The sequence below is a fragment of the Streptomyces sp. NPDC059452 genome (assembly GCF_042750035.1).
In the GTDB taxonomy this organism is placed as follows: Bacteria; Actinomycetota; Actinomycetes; order Streptomycetales; family Streptomycetaceae; genus Streptomyces.
Genome location: NZ_JBHYVE010000005.1, coordinates 50,605 through 68,168, shown reverse-complemented (window position 1 = coordinate 68,168; position 17,564 = coordinate 50,605). Strand labels below are relative to the sequence as shown.

Sequence of the window (17,564 nt, the reverse complement as noted above, 5' to 3'; positions counted from 1 at the left end):
CTGCGGGTCCCCTCAGCTTCCCGGCTGCCAGTCCGGGCGGCGGCCGCTGAGGCCGATCACCCGGTCCAGCAGCGGGGCGTCGTCCGGCACCGGGACGGGCGGACCGAAGATGCCCCCGCGGTCCGGGTCGTCATCGGCCGGGGCGAGCAGCGCCTCGCAGGAGCGGAGTTCGGCCTCCCCGGCCTCGTACGGCTGCCCGGTCGACCGGGCCAGGTCCCAGCCGTGGACGACGAGTTCGTCGAGCGCGACGGCCCCGGCCACCCCACCGGGCAGCTCCACCCCGCCCGCCCGGGTCATGCCCGTCCAGGCGTCGGGGGAGCGCCAGGCCACGGCCACCTCCTCCAGCCGCCGGGGCAGCACCTCGCGCCAGCCGTCGTCGAGGACGGGCAGGGAGGCGTTCGGGGAGACGGCCGTGCTCGCCCCGAGATCCTTGCGGGCCGCGTCACGGAAGGCGGCGGCCAGCCCGGCCAGATGGCCGAGCAGCTCCCGTACGGCGTAGTCCGGGCAGGGCGTGGGGCCGTCCAGCATGCGGTCGTCGATGGCATCGAGCAGCCCCGCGACCCGCCGGGCGGCGGGCCCCAGATCGAGGGCAGGAGCGGGGCCGGAGGCAGAGGTGCTGTTGTCGTCCATAAAGGGCAGACCTCCAGACAGCCGAGAACTCATCGGCCCAGGGCCGCCCACCTGGTCCCGCCCATGGCGCGGCGCACACCACCACATAGCGGAAGGTTCCTTTCCGTCCTCTTGTCGGCAACCCCCGCGCCATGTCATACAGGTCTGGACCATTGCTGTCCGGATGGAAGGCACCACCGTGCAACGCCCCCACATATCTGCCGCGTTGACCTGTTCCGCCGCCCTGCTCCTCGCCCCCCTCCTCACCGCCTGCGGCGGCACCGCCGAAGCCGACACACAGCCCCCCAGCGTTCCCAGCGGGGTGACCGCACAGGCCAGCAGCTCCACCTCGGTGCATGTCATGTGGGAGGCGGCCTCCGACAACAAGACGGTCGCCGGCTACGAGGTCTACCGGGGCAAGGCCAAGGTCAAGAGCGTTCCGGCGACCAAGCACATGATCGACGTCGACGGGCTGAAGGCCTCCACGGACTACACCTTCACCGTCCGGTCCAAGGACGCCGCCGGGAACCTCTCCGCACCCAGCAAGGCCGTCCCGGTCACCACCCAGGCCAGCCCGCCCAAGGACGACGCGCCGCCCACCGCCCCCACGAAACTGACGGGCACCGCCGACGGAGCCCGCGCGGCCACCCTCACCTGGGGCAGCTCCAAGGACGACGTCGGCGTCACCTCGTACGACATCTACCAGGAGGACTCCCGGATCCACAGCGTCCCGGCCACCGAGACGACGGCGAAGCTCACGAATCTGCGCCCGGGGACCGTCTACACGTTCACGGTCCGGGCCCGGGACGCCTCCGACAAGTCCTCACCCGACAGCAACGCCCTCGACCTCACCACCGAGTCGGCCCCCGGCGCCCCCGCGAGCACCGCCCCCACCGGACTGCGCGCCGAGATCGGCAAGGAGGGCGCCGAGTTCACCGTCGACCTGTCCTGGGACCAGCCCGAGACGGGCGGAGTGATCCCCGCCTACCAGCTCTACCTCAACGGCAAGCTGACCACCACCATCGTCTGGGGCGGCACCCCACCCGAGGGCCGCGCCACCTACCGCCTGACCCTCACCGACCCACCCGGCACCCGCTACTCGGTAAAGCTCAGGGCCAAGCTCCCGGACGGCAAGTGGGGCGACTTCTCGGCCCAGCCCACGATCGTCTTGACGGACTGACGCCTCTCGGGCAGCCCTTTCGGCGGCCGCTGCCCGGAGGACGGGGCCAGCGCCGACCTCACGCGGAGCACCCACCCACACGATCCGGTGTACGCCGTCCGGGGCCGCGGTGGAGAGCGGCGCCGAGGTCCGGCTGCGGGAGGAGGTCCCCGGAAAGGCGACCGCCCCGCCCCCGGTGCTGTGCGGTACCGGGGGCGGGGCGGGGGTTCGACCGGCAGGTCAGCGCAGTTGTTCGTATGCCGGGAGGGTCAGGAAGTCCGCGTAGTCCTGGTCCAGGGAGACCTGGAGCAGGAGGTCGTGGGCCTGCTGCCACTTGCCTGCGGTGAAGGTCTCCTCGCCGATCTCCGCGCGGATCGCGGCCAGTTCCTCGGCGGCGACCTTGCGGGCCAGGCCGGCGGTGGCGTGTTCGCCGTTCTCGAAGACCACGTCCGCGTTGATCCACTGCCAGATCTGGGAGCGGGAGATCTCGGCGGTGGCCGCGTCCTCCATCAGGTTGAAGATGGCGACCGCGCCCAGGCCGCGCAGCCAGGCCTCGATGTAGCGGATGCCGACCGCGACGGCGTTGCGCAGGCCGTCGTACGTGGGCTTGGCGTCGAGGGTGTCGATGGCGATCAGGTCGCCCGCCGCCACCGAGACGTCCTCGCGGAGGCGGTCCTTCTGGTTGGGCTTCTCGCCGAGGACCGCGTCGAAGGAGGCCAGAGCGATCGGGACCAGGTCCGGGTGGGCGACCCAGGAGCCGTCGAAGCCGTCGCCCGCCTCGCGGTCCTTGTCGGCCTTGACCTTCTCGAAGGCCACCTTGTTGACCTCGGCGTCCCGGCGCGAGGGGATGAAGGCCGCCATGCCGCCGATCGCGTGCGCACCGCGCTTGTGGCAGGTGCGGACCAGGAGTTCGGTGTACGCGCGCATGAACGGGGCGGTCATCGTCACCGCGTTGCGGTCCGGCAGGACGAACTTGGCGCCGCCGTCACGGAAGTTCTTGACGATGGAGAACAGGTAGTCCCAGCGGCCGGCGTTCAGCCCGGAGGCGTGGTCGCGCAGCTCGTAGAGGATCTCCTCCATCTCGTACGCCGCGGTGATCGTCTCGATCAGGACCGTCGCGCGGACCGTGCCCTGCGGGATGCCGACGTAGTCCTGGGCGAAGACGAAGATGTCGTTCCAGAGGCGGGCCTCCAGGTGCGACTCCGTCTTGGGGAGGTAGAAGTACGGGCCCTTGCCCAGGTCGATCAGGCGCTGCGCGTTGTGGAAGAAGTAGAGCCCGAAGTCGACCAGCGCGCCGGGCACGGGGACGCCGTCCAGCTGGAGGTGGCGCTCGTCCAGGTGCCAGCCGCGCGGGCGGGTGACGACGGTGGCGAGCTCCTCGGCGGGCTTCAGCGCGTACGACTTGCCCGACTTCGGGTCGGTGAAGTCGATGCGGCGCTCGTAGGCGTCGGTCAGGTTGAGCTGGCCGAGGATCACGTTCTCCCAGGTGGGAGCGGAGGCGTCCTCGAAGTCGGCGAGCCAGATGCGGGCGCCCGAGTTCAGGGCGTTGATCGTCATCTTGCGGTCGGTCGGACCGGTGATCTCCACCCGGCGGTCGTTCAGCGCGGCCGGGGCCGGGGCGACCTTCCAGGAGTCGTCCGCGCGGACCGCCGCCGTCTCGGGCAGGAAGTCCAGCGTGGAGGTGCGGGCGATCTCGGCGCGGCGCTCGGTGCGCCGGGCGAGCAGCTCATTGCGGCGCGGCGTGAACTGCCGGTGCAGCTCGGCCACGAACGCGAGGGCCGCCTCGGTCAGGACCTCTTCCTGCCGGGGCAGGGGCTCGGCATCGACGATGGCCAGCGTGGACGGCGCTGGTGCGGACATGAGCTGTCACTCCTTCAGCGGGCGGCGGCGTCTCATGGCCGCCGGGTCGCCTGAGACGGCACGGCGTGCCATGGCTCCGAGATACGGCCGTGGGTGCCGTCTGAGGTTCAGAGGGCTTCTGACCAGTGGATAGTAGTTTCCTCATGGTGGAAGTTCAATGGTTTGTTGATGTCGAGATTCTCCGGGTCGACAGAAACAGGGCGATGGCGGCGCAGCGTGCCAGGGTGGGTACGGAGGGTTCGCGGAGTGTTTGCGAGGGTCGGCCGAGATCACTCCAGGTGGCTCAGGTCCTGCGCCGTGTCGATGTCGTACGCCTGTGCCACATCCGAACACTCCACCAGCGTGATCGCATCGCGGTGCTCCCGCAGATACGCCCGCGCCCCCTGGTCACCCACCGCGCCCGCCGCGATGTCCGCCCACCTGTCGGCCCCGAACAGCACCGGATGGCCGCGCTCCCCGTCGTACGAGGCCGCCACCAGGCTCGTCCGCGACCGGTACGCCCCCCGCACCCGCGCCACCGCCTCCGCGCCGATCCCCGGCTGGTCCACCAGCAGGACGAGCGCCGCGTCCGCGCCCGCGCCGGTCAGGGCGGCCAGGCCCAGCCGGAGCGAGGAGCCCATGCCCTCCTCCCAGCCCGGGTTCACGGTCACCGCCGAGCCCGTCAGATCGGCGCGGGCGCGCACCTCCTCGGCCGCCGCGCCCAGCACCACATGGAGGGGGCCGCAGCCGCCGTTGCGCAGCGCCCGCAGGGCGTGCTCGACCAAGGGGCGGCCGCGGTGCTCCAGCAGGGCCTTGGGGCGTCCGCCGAGCCGCCGGCCGCCGCCTGCGGCGAGCAGCACCCCCGCCACCTTGGGGTTCTTCGCTTGAGAAGCCATGAGCCCTGGATACCACCGAGGCGTTCGCACACGCGACACGCATGTCACTCTCAGGGGTCACCCTGATTTCTGTCCGTGGAGTGGCGCGCACTGCCTGTCATGGCGTTAACTTGCGGACGAACCCAGGCACTTGGCCACGGCCCGGGGTTCGGGGGTCACACCGGCACAAGGACGTGCGAGGGGGAGTGCTGTGTTGCGAAGCGTGGGGCAGAAGCGGGTGACCGGCAGCGGCGAGGACCCGAGGGTGGCGGAGCTGCGCATAGCCGTCTCCCGGCTCCGCCGCGAACTGGCCTCGCTTTCCTACGAATTCTCCGACCGCCCCATCGCCGAGCAGGAGCTCGCGGCACTCGATGCCATGGCGCTCGGCGGGGTCCCGGAGATTCCGCGCATGCGCAGCTCGTTACTGCTGATCGCGGGGTCCGTCGGCTCGGTCAGCGCCCTGGCCGCCGCCCTGCGCGACGTACGGAACGCGGTCGATCTCTTCGGGGAGCCGCCGCGCGGGTGAGCACCCCGCGCACCCCGGCCCCGGCCGGGCTCAGCGGCGGATCAGCCTGCGGGCCGTCGCCGCCGCGACCGCCGACGTACGCGAGTCCACACCCAGCTTCGCGTAGATGTGCACCAGGTGGGATTTCACCGTGGCCTGGCTCAGGAACAGCTTCTTGCTGATCTGGAGGTTCGACAGGCCCTCCCCGACCAGTTGCAGCACCTCCAGCTCCCGCCGGGTCAGCGCCTCGGCGGGCGTACGCATCCGGTCCATCAGCCGGTGCGCCACCGAGGGCGCGAGCGCGGAGCGGCCCGCCGCCGCCGTGCGCACCGCCGCAGCCAGCTCCTGCGGGGGCGCGTCCTTGAGCAGATAGCCGCTCGCGCCCGCCTCCACCGCCGCCAGGATGTCCGCGTCGGAGTCGTACGTGGTGAGGATCAGGACCCGGGGGCCCTCGGGGACGGCGGTGATCGCCGCCGTGGCCTCGGAGCCGTGCATTCCGGGGCCCGGACCGAACTGGAGGTCCATCAGGACGACGTCGAAGCCGCCCGCCGCCGCCAGCGCCACGGCCTCCTCGGCGGTGGCCGCCTCGCCCGCGACGCGGAAGTCCGGCTCGGTGTCCAGGACCGCGCGCAGCCCTGCCCGTACGACGGGATGGTCGTCCGCGAGCAGCAGCCGGATGGCGTCCTTCACGCGGCACGCTCCTCGGCCGGGGCCGCCACCGGCAGTGTGACCGCCAGCGCCGTGCCCTGCCCCGGCGCCGACTCCACGCTCAGCGTGCCGCCGAGTGTGGCCGCCCGCGACCGCATCGCGGGCAGCCCGAAACCGCCGTCCCCGCGCTCGTCCACCGGCGCCGCCGACGGGTCGAAGCCCCGGCCGTCGTCCACGACGTCCAGCGCCACCGAGGTGTCCATGAAGCTCAGGGTGATCTCCGCCCGGCCCGCCCTCGCATGCCGCACCGTGTTGGCCAGCGCCGACTGGGCGGTCCGCAGCAGCGCCACCTCGTACGGGGTCGGCAGCTCCACCGGCGTACCGCTGACCGCGAACCGTACGGTGAGGTCCGGCCCGGTCGTCCGGGCGCAGAGCCGCTCCAGCGCCGCCGCCAGCGAACCGTGCTCCAGGTCCGGCGGCGTCAGCGCCCGTACGAAGGAACGCGCCTCGGCCAGGTTGGTCTGGGCGGCCTCCCGGGCGGCGCGGACGTGCGCGGCGGCGGGCGCGTCCTCGGGCAGCGTGCGCTCGGCCGCGCGCAGCAGGAGCTGGATGCTGGAGAGGCCCTGGGCGAGCGTGTCGTGGATCTCCCGGGCCAGGCGCTCGCGCTCGGCGAGGGTGCCCGCGGTACGTTCCGCCTCGGCCAGCTCCGCCCGGGTGGCGACCAGCTCCACGATCAGCTCCCGGCGCCGCTCGCTCTCCCGGAACAGCGCGTCGTACCCGAGGACCGTGGCGATGGCGACGGCCGCACCGAGCAGCGGGCCGATGAACGCGCCCGGCGCGATCTCCTGCCGGTGCACGACGAAGCTGGTGATCGCGGCGGCCGCGGTGACGACGACGGCGGGTACGCCCCAGCGGGTGGGCAGCAGATGCAGCTGGAGGAAGTAGAGCGGGAAGGCCACCCACAGGGCGTCCGCCGAGAGGACGAGCAGCGCGAGCCACAGGGCGCAGAGCCCGGCCAGCCAGAGGGCCGCGCTCCTGGTCCCGGGCCGTACGGAGGCGGCGCGGGCCCCCGTTCCGGCCCGCACCGGCGTCCCCGCGATCGCCCCCGCCGCGTACACCCCCGCCATCACCACCGTCAGCGCCACCACCGCCCCCGCGTGCGGCGCGCCCTCGCCCACCGCGCGCACCGCCACCAGGGCCAGCAGGCCCGTCAGCAGCGCGTGCAGGCAGAGCCGCAGGGCAGCGGTGACGTGGGTGTGCGAACGCGAATCCATGGTTCGTCCAGCGTAGCGGCGGCCCTCGCGGCGGCGGTCAATCGAAAGGTTGATCTGCCAACCGCCCCCCGCGCGATGTTTCCCCGCCCCGGACCACCGACGATGGACCCATGTTCGTCGCATGGAGAGACCTTCGGTTCGCCAAGGGCCGGTTCGCGCTCATGGGCTCGGTCGTGGTCCTGATCACGCTGCTCGTGGGCCTGCTGTCCGGCCTGACGGCGGGCCTGGCCCGGGAGAACATCTCGGCCGTCACCGGTCTGGACGCCGACCACCTCGCGTTCGCCGCCCCGCCGGGCGACCAGTCGGTGTCCTTCGCCAACTCGACCGTCCGCGAGGACGACTGGCGGGCCTGGGCCGACCGCCCGGGGGTCGAGGCCGCCCAGCCGCTGGGCATCCGGACCCTGAACGCCACCGCCCCCGGAGACCGCAGGGCGGCGGTGTCGGCCTTCGGCGTCGAGCCCGACGGCACGCTGGCTCCGGCGGGGATCGGCCCGGGGAAGGTCGTCCTCTCCGAGAAGGCGGCCGAGGAGCTGGGCGCGGCGGCCGGGGACAGGATCGCGCTCGGCCGGGCGGAGCGCGAGGTGGCGGCCGTCGCGGGAGACGTCTCGTACAGCCACACGCCCGTCGTCTGGACCACCCTCGACGACTGGCAGCACATCGGCCACGACGGCGCCGGGCCCGCCGAACAGGCCACCGTGATCGCCCTGACCACCACCGGCTCCGCCGACCTGGCGGCCGGGGACGAGGTGGCGGACACCCGCACGCTCTCCCTCGACGACTCCCTCACCGCGATCGGCTCCTACCAGGCGGAGAACAGCTCCCTGCAACTGATGCGCGGCTTTCTCTTCGCCATCTCCGCCCTGGTCATCGGCGCCTTCTTCACCGTCTGGACCATCCAGCGCAGCGGTGACATCGCCGTACTGAAGGCGCTCGGCGCCTCCACCCCGTACCTCCTGCGGGACGCCCTCGGGCAGGCCGTGGTGATGCTCGCCCTCGGTACGGGGCTGGGGACCGCGCTCGCCGCCGGGGCCGGGGTCCTGATCGACGGGGGGCCGGTGCCGTTCGTGCTGGACGCCGCGACCGTCCTGGTGCCCGCAGTGATCATGATCGCCCTCGGCGCCCTCGGGGCCGCCCTCTCCATCCGGCGGATCACCGCCGTCGACCCCCTCACCGCACTCGGGAGTGCCCGATGACGCTCACCCTCACCGATGTGACCCTCACCTACCCGGACGGCGACGGGCGGCTCACCGCCCTGGACCGGGTCTCGCTGGAGGTTCCGGCGGGCACGCTCACCGCCGTCGTCGGGCCGTCGGGATCGGGCAAGTCCAGCCTGCTCGCCGCCGCCGCGACCCTGGTCACCCCGGACTCCGGCGAGGTCGTCGTCGCCGGTACGAGGACGGGCCCGCTCACTCCGGCGGCGCGGGCGGCCCTGCGCAGGGACCACATCGGGATCGTGTTCCAGCAGCCGAACCTGCTGCCCTCGCTCACCGCCGCCGAACAGCTCCAGGTGATGTGCCACCTGTCCGGCGGCCGGGCCCGGGAAGCCCGCCGCCGGGCGCTGGAGCTGCTGGACGCGGTGGGTCTGGCCGACCGCGCGGACCGGCGGCCGCACCAGCTGTCGGGCGGCCAGCGCCAGCGGATCAACATAGCGCGGGCCCTGATGAACGAGCCCGAGGTCCTGCTCGTCGACGAGCCGACCAGCGCGCTCGACCACGAGCGCGGGGCGGCCGTGCTGGACCTGCTGGTCACCCTGACCCGGGAGCGCGCCACCGCCACGGTGCTGGTCACGCACGACCGGGCCCACCTGGACCGGATGGACCGCACGGTGACGATGGACGACGGGCGGCTGACCGTACCGGCGGGGGTCTGAACCCCCGAGGTCAGTTCGCTCCGTTGCTGGCCAGTGCGTCCGACAGCTCCCCCGCCACCTGCTGGAGGATCGGCACGATCCGCTCGGTCGCCGCCTCCGTCACCCGGCCCGCCGGTCCCGAGATGGAGATCGCGGCCGAGGTGGGGGAGTTCGGTACGGAGACCGCCAGGCAGCGGACCCCGATCTCCTGCTCGTTGTCGTCCACCGCGTACCCCGCCCGGCGCACCTGCTCCAGCGCGTCGAGGAACCCCTCCGGGGTGGTGATCGTCTTCTCGGTGGCGGCCGGCATCCCGGTGCGGGCGAGCAGCGCGCGGACCTCGTCGGCCGGGGTGTCGGCCAGGAGCGCCTTGCCCACGCCGGTGGAGTGCGGGAGGACCCGGCGGCCCACCTCGGTGAACATCCGCATGGAGTGCTTGGACGGCACCTGGGCCACGTACACGATCTCGTCGCCGTCCAGCAGCGCCATGTTCGCGGTCTCGCCGGTCTCCTCCACCAGCCGCTGGAGGTAGGGGCGGGCCCAGGTGCCGAGCAGCCGGGAGGCGGACTCGCCGAGGCGGATCAGGCGGGGGCCCAGCGCATAGCGGCGGTTGGGCTGCTGGCGTACGTAACCGCAGACGACGAGCGTGCGCATCAGCCGGTGGATCGTCGGCAGGGGCAGGCCGCTGCTCGCGGAGAGCTCGCTCAGCCCGACCTCACCCCCGGCGTCGGCCATCCGCTCCAGCAGGTCGAAGGCGCGTTCGAGGGACTGCACCCCGCCGCTGGCACCGGAGGGCTTGGAGTCGGCTGTGCTGGCGTGGGACGGCGGCACGTCAACGGTCCTTTCGAAGCGGAAGGCAAGGCAGCAGCCTACCGGGCGCTTCCCGATCGGCCCACAGTCGACCGGACCGCGTCCGTGCCGGTCAGGGGCTGTTTTGTCCGGGTGCCGACGGTCGGCGCCGTGGTGCGGTGCTGCCTTTCCTGGCCCATGCTACGTTCCGCTCTCCGAAATATGACTTCTACTTTGTGGAAATCTCCAGTAGGGATGTCCGGGTGGTCCGCCGACCGCCCCCGGAGGAAAGTGGGGTCTTGACGAGGGTGATTCCCAGGTGAAGACTCCTCGGCAACTTCAACAGTTCGTTGAATTCCTGTTGCGATCATCCCCTTGGTCGTGATCACTCCTTGAGTGACTTTGAGTGAAGGAGCACGGGTGTCCGGTCCGGACGTGAACCTGGTACTGCGCTCGACGCGCGTCGTCACCCCCGAGGGCACCCGCCCCGCGACGGTCGCCGTCGCGGGCGGCACCATCGACGCGGTCCTGCCGTACGACACCGAGGTGCCCCCGGGCGCCCGGCTGGAGGACTTCGGCGACGACGTCCTGCTCCCCGGCCTGGTCGACACCCACGTCCATGTGAACGACCCCGGCCGCACCGAGTGGGAGGGCTTCTGGACCGCCACCCGCGCGGCGGCGGCCGGCGGCATCACCACGCTCCTGGACATGCCGCTCAACTCCCTCCCGCCGACCACCACCGCCGGGAACCTGCGGATCAAGCAGCAGGTCGCCGCCCCCAAGGCACACGTCGACACGGGCTTCTGGGGCGGTGCGATCCCCTCCAACGTGAAGGACCTTCGCCCGCTGTACGAGGCCGGGGTCTTCGGCTTCAAGTGCTTCCTCTCGCCCTCCGGGGTGGAGGAGTTCCCCGAGCTGGACCAGGAGCAACTGGCCCGCTCCATGGCGGAGATCGCCGGATTCGGCGGACTGCTCATCGTCCACGCCGAGGACCCGCACCACCTCGCCGAGGCCCCACAGCGCCCCGGCCCCGCCTACGCCGACTTCCTCGCCTCCCGCCCGCGCGACGCCGAGAACACCGCGATCGAAGGGCTCATCGCCCATGCCAAGCGGCTGAACGCCCGGGTCCACGTGCTGCACCTCTCCTCCAGCGACGCCCTGCCGCTGATCGCCGCCGCCAAGCGGGAGGGCGTCCGTGTCACCGTCGAGTCCTGCCCGCACTTCCTCACCCTCACGGCCGAGGAAGTCCCGGACGGGGCAACCGAGTTCAAGTGCTGCCCGCCGATCCGCGAGGCCGCCAACCAGGACGCCCTGTGGGCCGGGCTCGCCGACGGAACGATCGACTGCATCGTCTCCGACCACTCGCCCTGCACCACCGACCTCAAGACCCCGGACTTCGCCTCCGCCTGGGGCGGCATCTCCTCCCTCCAGCTCGGCCTGCCCGCCATCTGGACCGAGGCCCGCAGGCGCGGCCACTCCCTGGACGACGTCGCCCGCTGGATGTCCGCCGCCCCGGCCGAGCTCGCCGGGCTGAGCCGCAAGGGCGCCATCGAGGCCGGACGGGACGCCGACTTCGCGGTCCTCGCCCCCGAGGCGACCTTCACCGTCGACCCCGCCGAACTCTTCCACCGCAACCAGGTCACCGCCTACGCGGGGAAGACCCTGCACGGCGTGGTGCGCTCCAGCTGGCTGCGCGGTGTCCGCATCGCGGCCGACGGCGTCCTCGCGGAGCCCACCGGCCGCCTCCTGGAACGGGACCACTGACCGTGCCTGCTGGCCGCCTTCTCGTACGGGAGCACTGACCGTCCCACCGGCCGCCGCCTCCTCCTTCTCCTCCTCCACCGGGACCACCCACCTTGCCCTTGCCCGAAAGGAACCCTGACCCATGACGGACGCCGCGATACCCCGCTTCACCGGTGACGCCCGCCCGTACGCGGGCGGCGACCCCTACGCCGACCACCGCACGGCCGACTTCCCCTTCGCCCACCTCGTCGACCTGGCCGACCGCCGCCTCGGCGCCGGGGTCATCGCCGCCAACGACGAGTTCTTCGCCGAGCGCGAGAACCTGCTGAAGCCCGAGCCGGCCGTCTTCGACCCGGAGCACTTCGGCCACAAGGGCAAGATCATGGACGGCTGGGAGACCCGCCGCCGACGCGGGGTCAGCGCCGCCGAGCCGCACCCCACCCCCGACGACCACGACTGGGCCCTCGTCCGGCTCGGCGCCCCCGGTGTCATCCGGGGCATCGTCCTGGACACCGCCCACTTCCGGGGCAACTACCCGCAGGCCGTCTCCGTGGAGGGCGCATCCCTCTCCGGCTCCCCGTCCCCCGACGACCTCCTCGCCCCCGACGTGAAGTGGACGACCCTCGTCCCGCGCACCCCGGTCGGCGGCCACGCGGCCAACGGCTTCGCCGTCGACGCCGAGCAGCGCTTCACCCACCTGCGCATCAACCAGCACCCGGACGGCGGGATCGCCCGGCTGCGCGTGTACGGAGAGGTCGCCCCGGACCCCGCCTGGCTGAGCGCGCTGGGTACGTTCGACCTGGCCGCCCTGGAGAACGGCGGCCAGGTCGAGGACGCCTCCGACCGCTTCTACTCCCCGGCCACCAACACCATCCAGCCGGGGCGCTCGCGCAAGATGGACGACGGCTGGGAGACCCGCCGCCGACGCGACCGAGGCAACGACTGGATCCGCTACCGCCTGGCCGCGCAGTCCGAGATCCGGGCCGTCGAGATCGACACGGCCTACCTCAAGGGCAACTCGGCGGGCTGGGCAAGCCTTTCGGTACGGGACGGCGAGGACGGCGACTGGTCGGAAGTGCTGCCCCGGACCCGGCTCCAGCCGGACACCAACCACCGCTTCGTCCTGGACGGGCCGGTGCGCGCCACCCACGTACGGATCGACATCTTCCCGGACGGCGGGATCTCACGGCTCCGGCTGTACGGGTCCCTCACCGAGGGCGGCACGGACGCGCTGGCGGCCCGCCACCGGGAGCTGGGCGGCTGACATCGGGGGGCCGGTGGGCGCCACCGCGATCGGAGGGGGATCGCGGTGGCACACACGGGCCTGTCCACCGTCCCTCAGAACTCCTCGTGCGTGTCCGGGTCCCCGCCGAACCGCCGCTGCCGCCCCGACGCGATCGTGGTCAGCTCCTGGGCCGTCAGCTCGAAGCCGAACAGGTCCAGGTTCTCCCGCTGCCGCCCCGGGTCCGCCGACTTCGGGATCGGCACCGCACCCACCTGCGTGTGCCACCGGAGTACCACCTGCCCCGGGGTCACCCCGTGATCCTCGGCGATGGCCACCGTGGACGGGTCCTCCAGCACCTCACGGCCCCGGGCCAGCGGGCTCCAGGCCTCCGTGACGATGCCCTTCGTCGCGTGCACGGCCCGCAACTCCTCCTGGGGGAGCAGCGGGTGCATCTCGATCTGGTTCACCGACGGCAGCACGCCCGTCTCCCGCTCCAGCCGCTCCAGATGGGCGGCGGTGAAGTTGGAGACGCCGATGGAGCGGACGAGCCCGTCCTCGCGGAGCCTGATCATCGCCTTCCAGGTCTCGACGTACTTGTCGACATGAGGCAGCGGCCAGTGGATCAGATACAGATCGACGTACTCGACGCCCAGCCGGGCCCGCGACTCCTCGAACGAGGCCAGTGTCTCCCCGTACCCCTGATGCCGGCCGGGCACCTTCGTGGTGAGACGGATCTCCTCGCGCGGGACACCACTGCGGGCGATGCCGCGGCCGGTACCGGTCTCGTTGCCGTAGTTCAGGGCCGTGTCGACGAGCCGGTAACCGAGCCCCAGGGCCCCGGCGACCGCCTCCTCCGCCTCCGTGTCGTCCAGCGGGTAGGTGCCGAGCCCCACCGCCGGCAGGGTGGTGGAGTCGTTGAGCGTATGAACGGGTACGTCGCCCATGGTCCGCACTGTCCTTCCGGTCGGGCCTGCCTCGGTCACGTCTGCCCCGCCCCGGCCAGCGTAGGCGGGCGGCCGGGACGGGGCAGCTCGACGGAACCGGAGCTTCCGGGGGCCGGGGGTGCGGCTCAGGCCGCGTGGCCGCCGTCCACGACGAACTCCGTACCGCTGATGTACGCGGCCTCCGCGCCAGCCAGGTACGCCACCAGGGAGGCCACCTCCTCCGCCGTACCGAACCGGCCCAGGGCGGTGGCCGCCCGCTGCCCTTCGGCGAGCGGCCCGCCCGCCGGGTTGAGGTCGGTGTCCACCGGGCCGGGCTGGACCAGGTTCACCGTGATGCCGCGCGGCCCCAGCTCCCGGGCCAGCGGCTTGGTCAGCCCGACGAGGGCGGACTTGCTCATCCCGTAGAGCGTCGAGCCGGGCCCGCCCACGTACCGGCTCAGGGCGCTGCCGACCGAGACGATGCGGCCGCCGTCGGCCAGCCGGTCCGCCGCCGCCCGGCAGGCGAGGAAGACGGCCCGCACGTTCACGGCCAGGACCCGGTCGACCTCGGCATCCGACAGCGCCGCGATCGGGCCGAGGACACCGATGCCCGCGTTGTTGACCAGCACATCGAGCCGACCGAGCACGTCCGCCGCCTCATGGACCACGCGCCCCGCCGCCCCGGCATCGGCCGCGTCGCTGCGCAGGGCCACCCCGCGCCGCCCCACCCCCTCGATCTTCGCCACGACCGCGCGGGCGGCCTCCTCGTCCCGTACGTACGTGATGGCGACGTCCGCCCCCGCCTCGGCAAGCCGCAGGGCGATGGCCGCGCCGATACCGCGGCTGCCTCCGGTGACCAGGGCGGCCCGGCGCGCGGGGGCGGTGATGGTGGTGCTGGACATGGTGGGTTCCTCGCTGCTGGGGGAGCGCCGCCGATCCGGCGACAGAAACCAGCAAAGTCGCCGGGAGCCCCGATGACCGGCGGGAATCGGACGCCACGTGACCGCCGCCGCCCCCACCCCTGTCGGCCCCTCAGGAAACAGGCAGATCAAAGCATCGGAATCGTCATCCTCGGGGGCATCCCGTCCTCCCGACGGACCGGACACAACCTCCTACTCGTCCTGGTGGACCCGCTCACGACGCTCAACACTTTCTTAACCACCACACAGGCCCCTCCCTCGCCTACACCACCCCGGCGAACGGAGCAGCAATACCTCTATCCCTGCCCCTGCTGGCGACCCCCCTCTCCAGCCCCGGCCGCTCCAAGACCGCAACGCCGTCGTCACCGGCGGGGCCACCGGCACCGGCGCCGGGATCGGACGGGCGCTCGCCACCGCCGGAGCAACCGTCGCGGTCAACCACCTCGGCCAGGACTCCAACACCCGCGCCCTCCTCACCGCCTTCGAGCGCGCATGGAGAACGCCGACCTGACCGATCCAGGCTCCGCCCAGACCATGGCCGACCTCATCCGCGCCGAGATCAGCCCCATCGACATCTCGATATCTCGACATCTCGATGCTCGACGCTCGACGTGAACCTCACCGCCCACCACCGCACCTGCCACGCCTTCACTCCCGGCATGGCGGAACGCCGCTGGGGCCGGATCCCGAACTTCGGGAGCGTCAACGCCCGAGCCGCCCGGACGAACCTCGTCGCGTACAGCACCGCGAAGGCAGGGCCGCTCGGGCAGCCCCGCTCCCTCGCCCGCGAGCGCGGGGCCTGTACGGGATGCGGGCTCTGAGGATCGAACCTGACCGCTGTTGTCCGCTCTACTGGGCACGGATGGGGCAGGGCCAGCTGAGCCTGAACGGACAGGTTCTCTCTCCCCCCAGACATCGAGCCGCGTCCCTATTGCGTCGCGCCGCAGCTCTCGCAGCGGCTCATGGCCTCCCGTTTGGTGTTGCCTTGGGTGGCGCAGAGCGGGCTGGAGGGCGCGAGGCGGCGCCAGGCCCCGGGGGATGGGGTGAGTACCCAGCCGTAGCAGGGTGGCCGGATATCGGCCGGGACGATGTGCGTGCAGCCGGGAAGGTGTGCCTTGCCGCTCGCGTGGATGATGATCACGGCTGCCGGCCAGCCCCCCACTCGCTGATGGGTGCGCTGCTACGCGGTGCGGGCGGAGCGCAGTCCGCGCAGTTGTGCATTTCGTGGCGTTCGCCGTACTGCATCGTCGTCACCCTGTCAGGTATCGAGCTGTTGCTCGGCGCGTTCGAGCCAGTTTCGGTACCAGTGCGCGAAGCCGTGTCCGGTCGGCTCGATGCCCCGGTCCATCGGTCTCAGATCCTCCCAGATGGCGCCCCGGTGCGGGCCTGTCATCACCAGCAGCGACGTATAGCCGCATCCCTGCTCGCTGAGGAACACCGCGCCCGCTTCCTGCGCGTCATGCAGCTCCTCGTAGCGCGCGTCCCAGGCCGCGTGAGCATGACGGAACTCCTCGTCGGTCGCGAAGGCGTCCTTCACGGGCTCCTGTTCGTCGAGCGCGTCGAGCTCACCCTGCAACACCTCGGCCACGAAGGGCCGCCCGGCGAACTCGGCGGTGGTCGGCTGGGCGGGGAACGCGAGCCCGATGCCGCGCCACTGCCACCCACCGTCGCCCAAGGACGGTGTCATCAAGCCGTAGTGGGGACCGGCCCCACCTGCTCCGACATGGAGGAGAAAGCTCCGATACTGCGCGGGCAGACCGACGCCCAGGTCCGCCTCCACCGCCCGGAGCTGCTCCTCGCTCATGACCGGACCGAGGCGAAAGCCGTGACCCCGCGCGCCGAATACCTTGTCTGATTCCGAGTGTTCGGCGAGCCGGAGAACCCGCTCCCGCACCCCCACCCACGTGACCTCATGCATGAGCACACGTTAGTGAGACACGCACCGCACCGACACGGGGTTTATCTCCGGAGCGCGAATGCTCGGCGCACGCTGTCCTTTGCCGTGGCCGGTGCGATCGCTTGCGACGGAGAAGCAGGTCGGCCGACTTGCCGACCGTACGAGCTGAGAGATCTGTACGACGAAGGCCCAGGTCCCTAACCCGGCCCTTCATCAAAGAGCGGGTGACGAGAATCGAACTCGCGCTCTGAGCTTGGGAATCAGCGGTGCTTGGCTAGTTGAGGGGGCCTTGAACTGCGCTTTTTCCCTTGGGCGGGCTGTATGGCTAGGGCGCACTTGATCTGTGTGGTGGGCATGGTCATCTCCTCGGAAGCAGTACGTGGACTGCCGCATCAGGACGCGGAGGATGGGTGTGAGCCGGAATCTCGGCCCAGCACCGCTTCCCGGAGCCACTGGTCTCGATGCCGTGATCCAGGGCCAGGGCGGTCACGATGAACAGGCCGCGGCCGTGCTCGTCGTCCGGGCCCGGCAGGCCGGCCTTCGGGCGTACGGAGCTGGCGTCGCAGACCTCGATCCGGACCCTGTCGTCGGTCAACCGCACGGTCACGGAGATCGGGCCCTGGGTTGCGTGCTGCACGGCATTGGTCAGCAGCTCGCTGGCCACCAGCGCCAGGGTCTCCGCCATGTCGCCCCTTCGGCACGGAACCCCCAGCCGGGCCCGCCTGCGACCACCTGGTGTCTGGCATCGCTGACGGCGTATGCCGTGCTGGGGACGGGAAAACTGAAGCAGTGCGGTTTCACAAGGCGCCTTCCGGTCGAGTTCGGCTCCACCAAGAAACCGTCCGGGGTGGTACGCGGACCAGCTCGGGTGCGTGGTCGGCATGTTTTATGCAGAAGCTGCATAACCGCCAAATGAGTTGTGAATTAGGCTCCTTCGGCGGGCAGGATCGAGCGACGGCGAGAGGAGCCGTGGCACAGATGGCTGATGCGTACGACGAGGCGAAACGGCTCGGCGAAGTGCTGCGTCGCGCCCGTGTGCTGGCCAGGCGGTCCCAGGCCGACGTGGCCACCGCGCTCGGTTATCACCAGTCGAAGATCAGCCGCCTCGAACAGGGCAAAGGCACTGAGGACTCCCAGGTGCTACGTGCCGCCGCCCGGGAACTGGGCATCCCGTTAGCCTCCGTCGGCCTTGCCGACGTCCCCGACGCCAGGAACCTCGAACCAGAGACAGATGACATGCATCGCCGCAAATTCCTCGCCGCGAGCTTGGCCACTTTGGCGGTACCCGCCGCCCCTTCCCACGTCGGCAGC

Annotated in this window: 18 protein-coding genes and 1 pseudogene; 9 read left to right on the top strand and 10 right to left on the bottom strand. The window is 71.8% G+C overall.

The features are described from left to right. Positions 1-12: 12 nt before the first annotated feature. Entirely contained in the window at positions 13-630 is a 618-nt protein-coding gene (locus ACFW9Z_RS09755) for a TIGR03086 family metal-binding protein (protein WP_384637041.1), read from the bottom strand. A gap of 163 nt (positions 631-793) precedes the next feature. Between ACFW9Z_RS09755 and ACFW9Z_RS09750 the strand changes: the two genes are divergently transcribed. Next, positions 794-1,789, top strand: coding sequence for a fibronectin type III domain-containing protein (locus ACFW9Z_RS09750; protein ID WP_384637039.1), 996 nt, complete (start codon positions 794-796; stop codon positions 1,787-1,789). Positions 1,790-2,008: 219 nt separating this feature from the next. Here ACFW9Z_RS09750 and aceB read toward each other — a convergent pair whose 3' ends face one another. After that, positions 2,009-3,628, bottom strand: coding sequence for a malate synthase A (gene aceB, locus ACFW9Z_RS09745; RefSeq protein WP_384637036.1), 1,620 nt, complete (start codon positions 3,626-3,628; stop codon positions 2,009-2,011). Between the two features lie 269 nt (positions 3,629-3,897). Further along, positions 3,898-4,503: an NTP transferase domain-containing protein gene (locus ACFW9Z_RS09740; RefSeq protein ID WP_384637033.1), complete on the bottom strand. Its 606-nt coding sequence runs from the start codon at positions 4,501-4,503 to the stop codon at positions 3,898-3,900. Positions 4,504-4,693: 190 nt separating this feature from the next. Between ACFW9Z_RS09740 and ACFW9Z_RS09735 the strand changes: the two genes are divergently transcribed. Next, on the top strand, positions 4,694-5,008 hold the full coding sequence (locus tag ACFW9Z_RS09735) for a DUF5955 family protein (RefSeq protein ID WP_384637030.1): 315 nt from the start codon (positions 4,694-4,696) through the stop codon (positions 5,006-5,008). A gap of 30 nt (positions 5,009-5,038) precedes the next feature. Here ACFW9Z_RS09735 and ACFW9Z_RS09730 read toward each other — a convergent pair whose 3' ends face one another. Together ACFW9Z_RS09730 and ACFW9Z_RS09725 are read right to left on the bottom strand one after the other, a co-directional pair. Continuing rightward, entirely contained in the window at positions 5,039-5,677 is a 639-nt protein-coding gene (locus ACFW9Z_RS09730) for a response regulator (protein ID WP_384637027.1), read from the bottom strand. Continuing rightward, positions 5,674-6,909 (bottom strand): sensor histidine kinase, encoded by a 1,236-nt coding sequence (locus tag ACFW9Z_RS09725; RefSeq protein ID WP_384637024.1) that lies wholly within the window; start codon positions 6,907-6,909, stop codon positions 5,674-5,676. Before ACFW9Z_RS09725 ends, ACFW9Z_RS09730 begins: the two co-directional genes overlap by 4 nt. 110 nt (positions 6,910-7,019) lie before the next feature. Here ACFW9Z_RS09725 and ACFW9Z_RS09720 point away from each other — a divergent pair, with 110 nt between their 5' ends. Together ACFW9Z_RS09720 and ACFW9Z_RS09715 are read left to right on the top strand one after the other, a co-directional pair. Then, positions 7,020-8,102, top strand: coding sequence for an ABC transporter permease (locus ACFW9Z_RS09720; protein ID WP_384637022.1), 1,083 nt, complete (start codon positions 7,020-7,022; stop codon positions 8,100-8,102). Beyond that, a complete protein-coding gene (locus ACFW9Z_RS09715) occupies positions 8,099-8,779 on the top strand; it encodes an ABC transporter ATP-binding protein (RefSeq protein WP_384637019.1) in 681 nt (226 codons plus the stop codon). The genes ACFW9Z_RS09720 and ACFW9Z_RS09715 overlap by 4 nt, the downstream gene beginning before the upstream one ends. 10 nt (positions 8,780-8,789) lie before the next feature. Here ACFW9Z_RS09715 and ACFW9Z_RS09710 read toward each other — a convergent pair whose 3' ends face one another. Next, a complete protein-coding gene (locus tag ACFW9Z_RS09710) occupies positions 8,790-9,587 on the bottom strand; it encodes an IclR family transcriptional regulator (protein WP_384637016.1) in 798 nt (265 codons plus the stop codon). 378 nt (positions 9,588-9,965) lie between these two features. Between ACFW9Z_RS09710 and allB the strand changes: the two genes are divergently transcribed. Continuing rightward, positions 9,966-11,309, top strand: coding sequence for an allantoinase AllB (allB, locus tag ACFW9Z_RS09705; protein ID WP_384637013.1), 1,344 nt, complete (start codon positions 9,966-9,968; stop codon positions 11,307-11,309). 121 nt (positions 11,310-11,430) lie between these two features. Then, positions 11,431-12,552 (top strand): allantoicase, encoded by a 1,122-nt coding sequence (alc, locus tag ACFW9Z_RS09700; RefSeq protein ID WP_384637010.1) that lies wholly within the window; start codon positions 11,431-11,433, stop codon positions 12,550-12,552. A gap of 74 nt (positions 12,553-12,626) precedes the next feature. On the opposite strand, the gene ACFW9Z_RS09695 is transcribed toward alc, so the two are convergent. Together ACFW9Z_RS09695 and ACFW9Z_RS09690 are read right to left on the bottom strand one after the other, a co-directional pair. After that, on the bottom strand, positions 12,627-13,457 hold the full coding sequence (locus tag ACFW9Z_RS09695) for an aldo/keto reductase (protein WP_384637007.1): 831 nt from the start codon (positions 13,455-13,457) through the stop codon (positions 12,627-12,629). Positions 13,458-13,582: 125 nt separating this feature from the next. Beyond that, entirely contained in the window at positions 13,583-14,338 is a 756-nt protein-coding gene (locus ACFW9Z_RS09690) for an SDR family oxidoreductase (RefSeq protein WP_384637004.1), read from the bottom strand. 510 nt (positions 14,339-14,848) lie between these two features. On the opposite strand from ACFW9Z_RS09690, the gene ACFW9Z_RS09685 reads away from it, so the two are divergent. After that, positions 14,849-14,971 (top strand): hypothetical protein, encoded by a 123-nt coding sequence (locus ACFW9Z_RS09685; protein WP_384637001.1) that lies wholly within the window; start codon positions 14,849-14,851, stop codon positions 14,969-14,971. After that, positions 14,968-15,177, top strand: a complete 210-nt coding sequence (locus ACFW9Z_RS09680; protein WP_384636998.1) for an SDR family NAD(P)-dependent oxidoreductase — start codon at positions 14,968-14,970, stop codon at positions 15,175-15,177. Before ACFW9Z_RS09685 ends, ACFW9Z_RS09680 begins: the two co-directional genes overlap by 4 nt. 437 nt (positions 15,178-15,614) lie before the next feature. Here ACFW9Z_RS09680 and ACFW9Z_RS09675 read toward each other — a convergent pair whose 3' ends face one another. Together ACFW9Z_RS09675 and ACFW9Z_RS09670 are read right to left on the bottom strand one after the other, a co-directional pair. Next, positions 15,615-16,274: an SMI1/KNR4 family protein gene (locus tag ACFW9Z_RS09675; protein WP_384636995.1), complete on the bottom strand. Its 660-nt coding sequence runs from the start codon at positions 16,272-16,274 to the stop codon at positions 15,615-15,617. Positions 16,275-16,611: 337 nt separating this feature from the next. Further along, positions 16,612-16,938, bottom strand: coding sequence for an ATP-binding protein (locus ACFW9Z_RS09670; RefSeq protein ID WP_384636993.1), 327 nt, complete (start codon positions 16,936-16,938; stop codon positions 16,612-16,614). 203 nt (positions 16,939-17,141) lie between these two features. Between ACFW9Z_RS09670 and ACFW9Z_RS09665 the strand changes: the two are divergent. Further along, positions 17,142-17,372 (top strand): annotated as a pseudogene (locus tag ACFW9Z_RS09665) (helix-turn-helix domain-containing protein); the annotation flags it as partial. Positions 17,373-17,564: the final 192 nt, after the last annotated feature.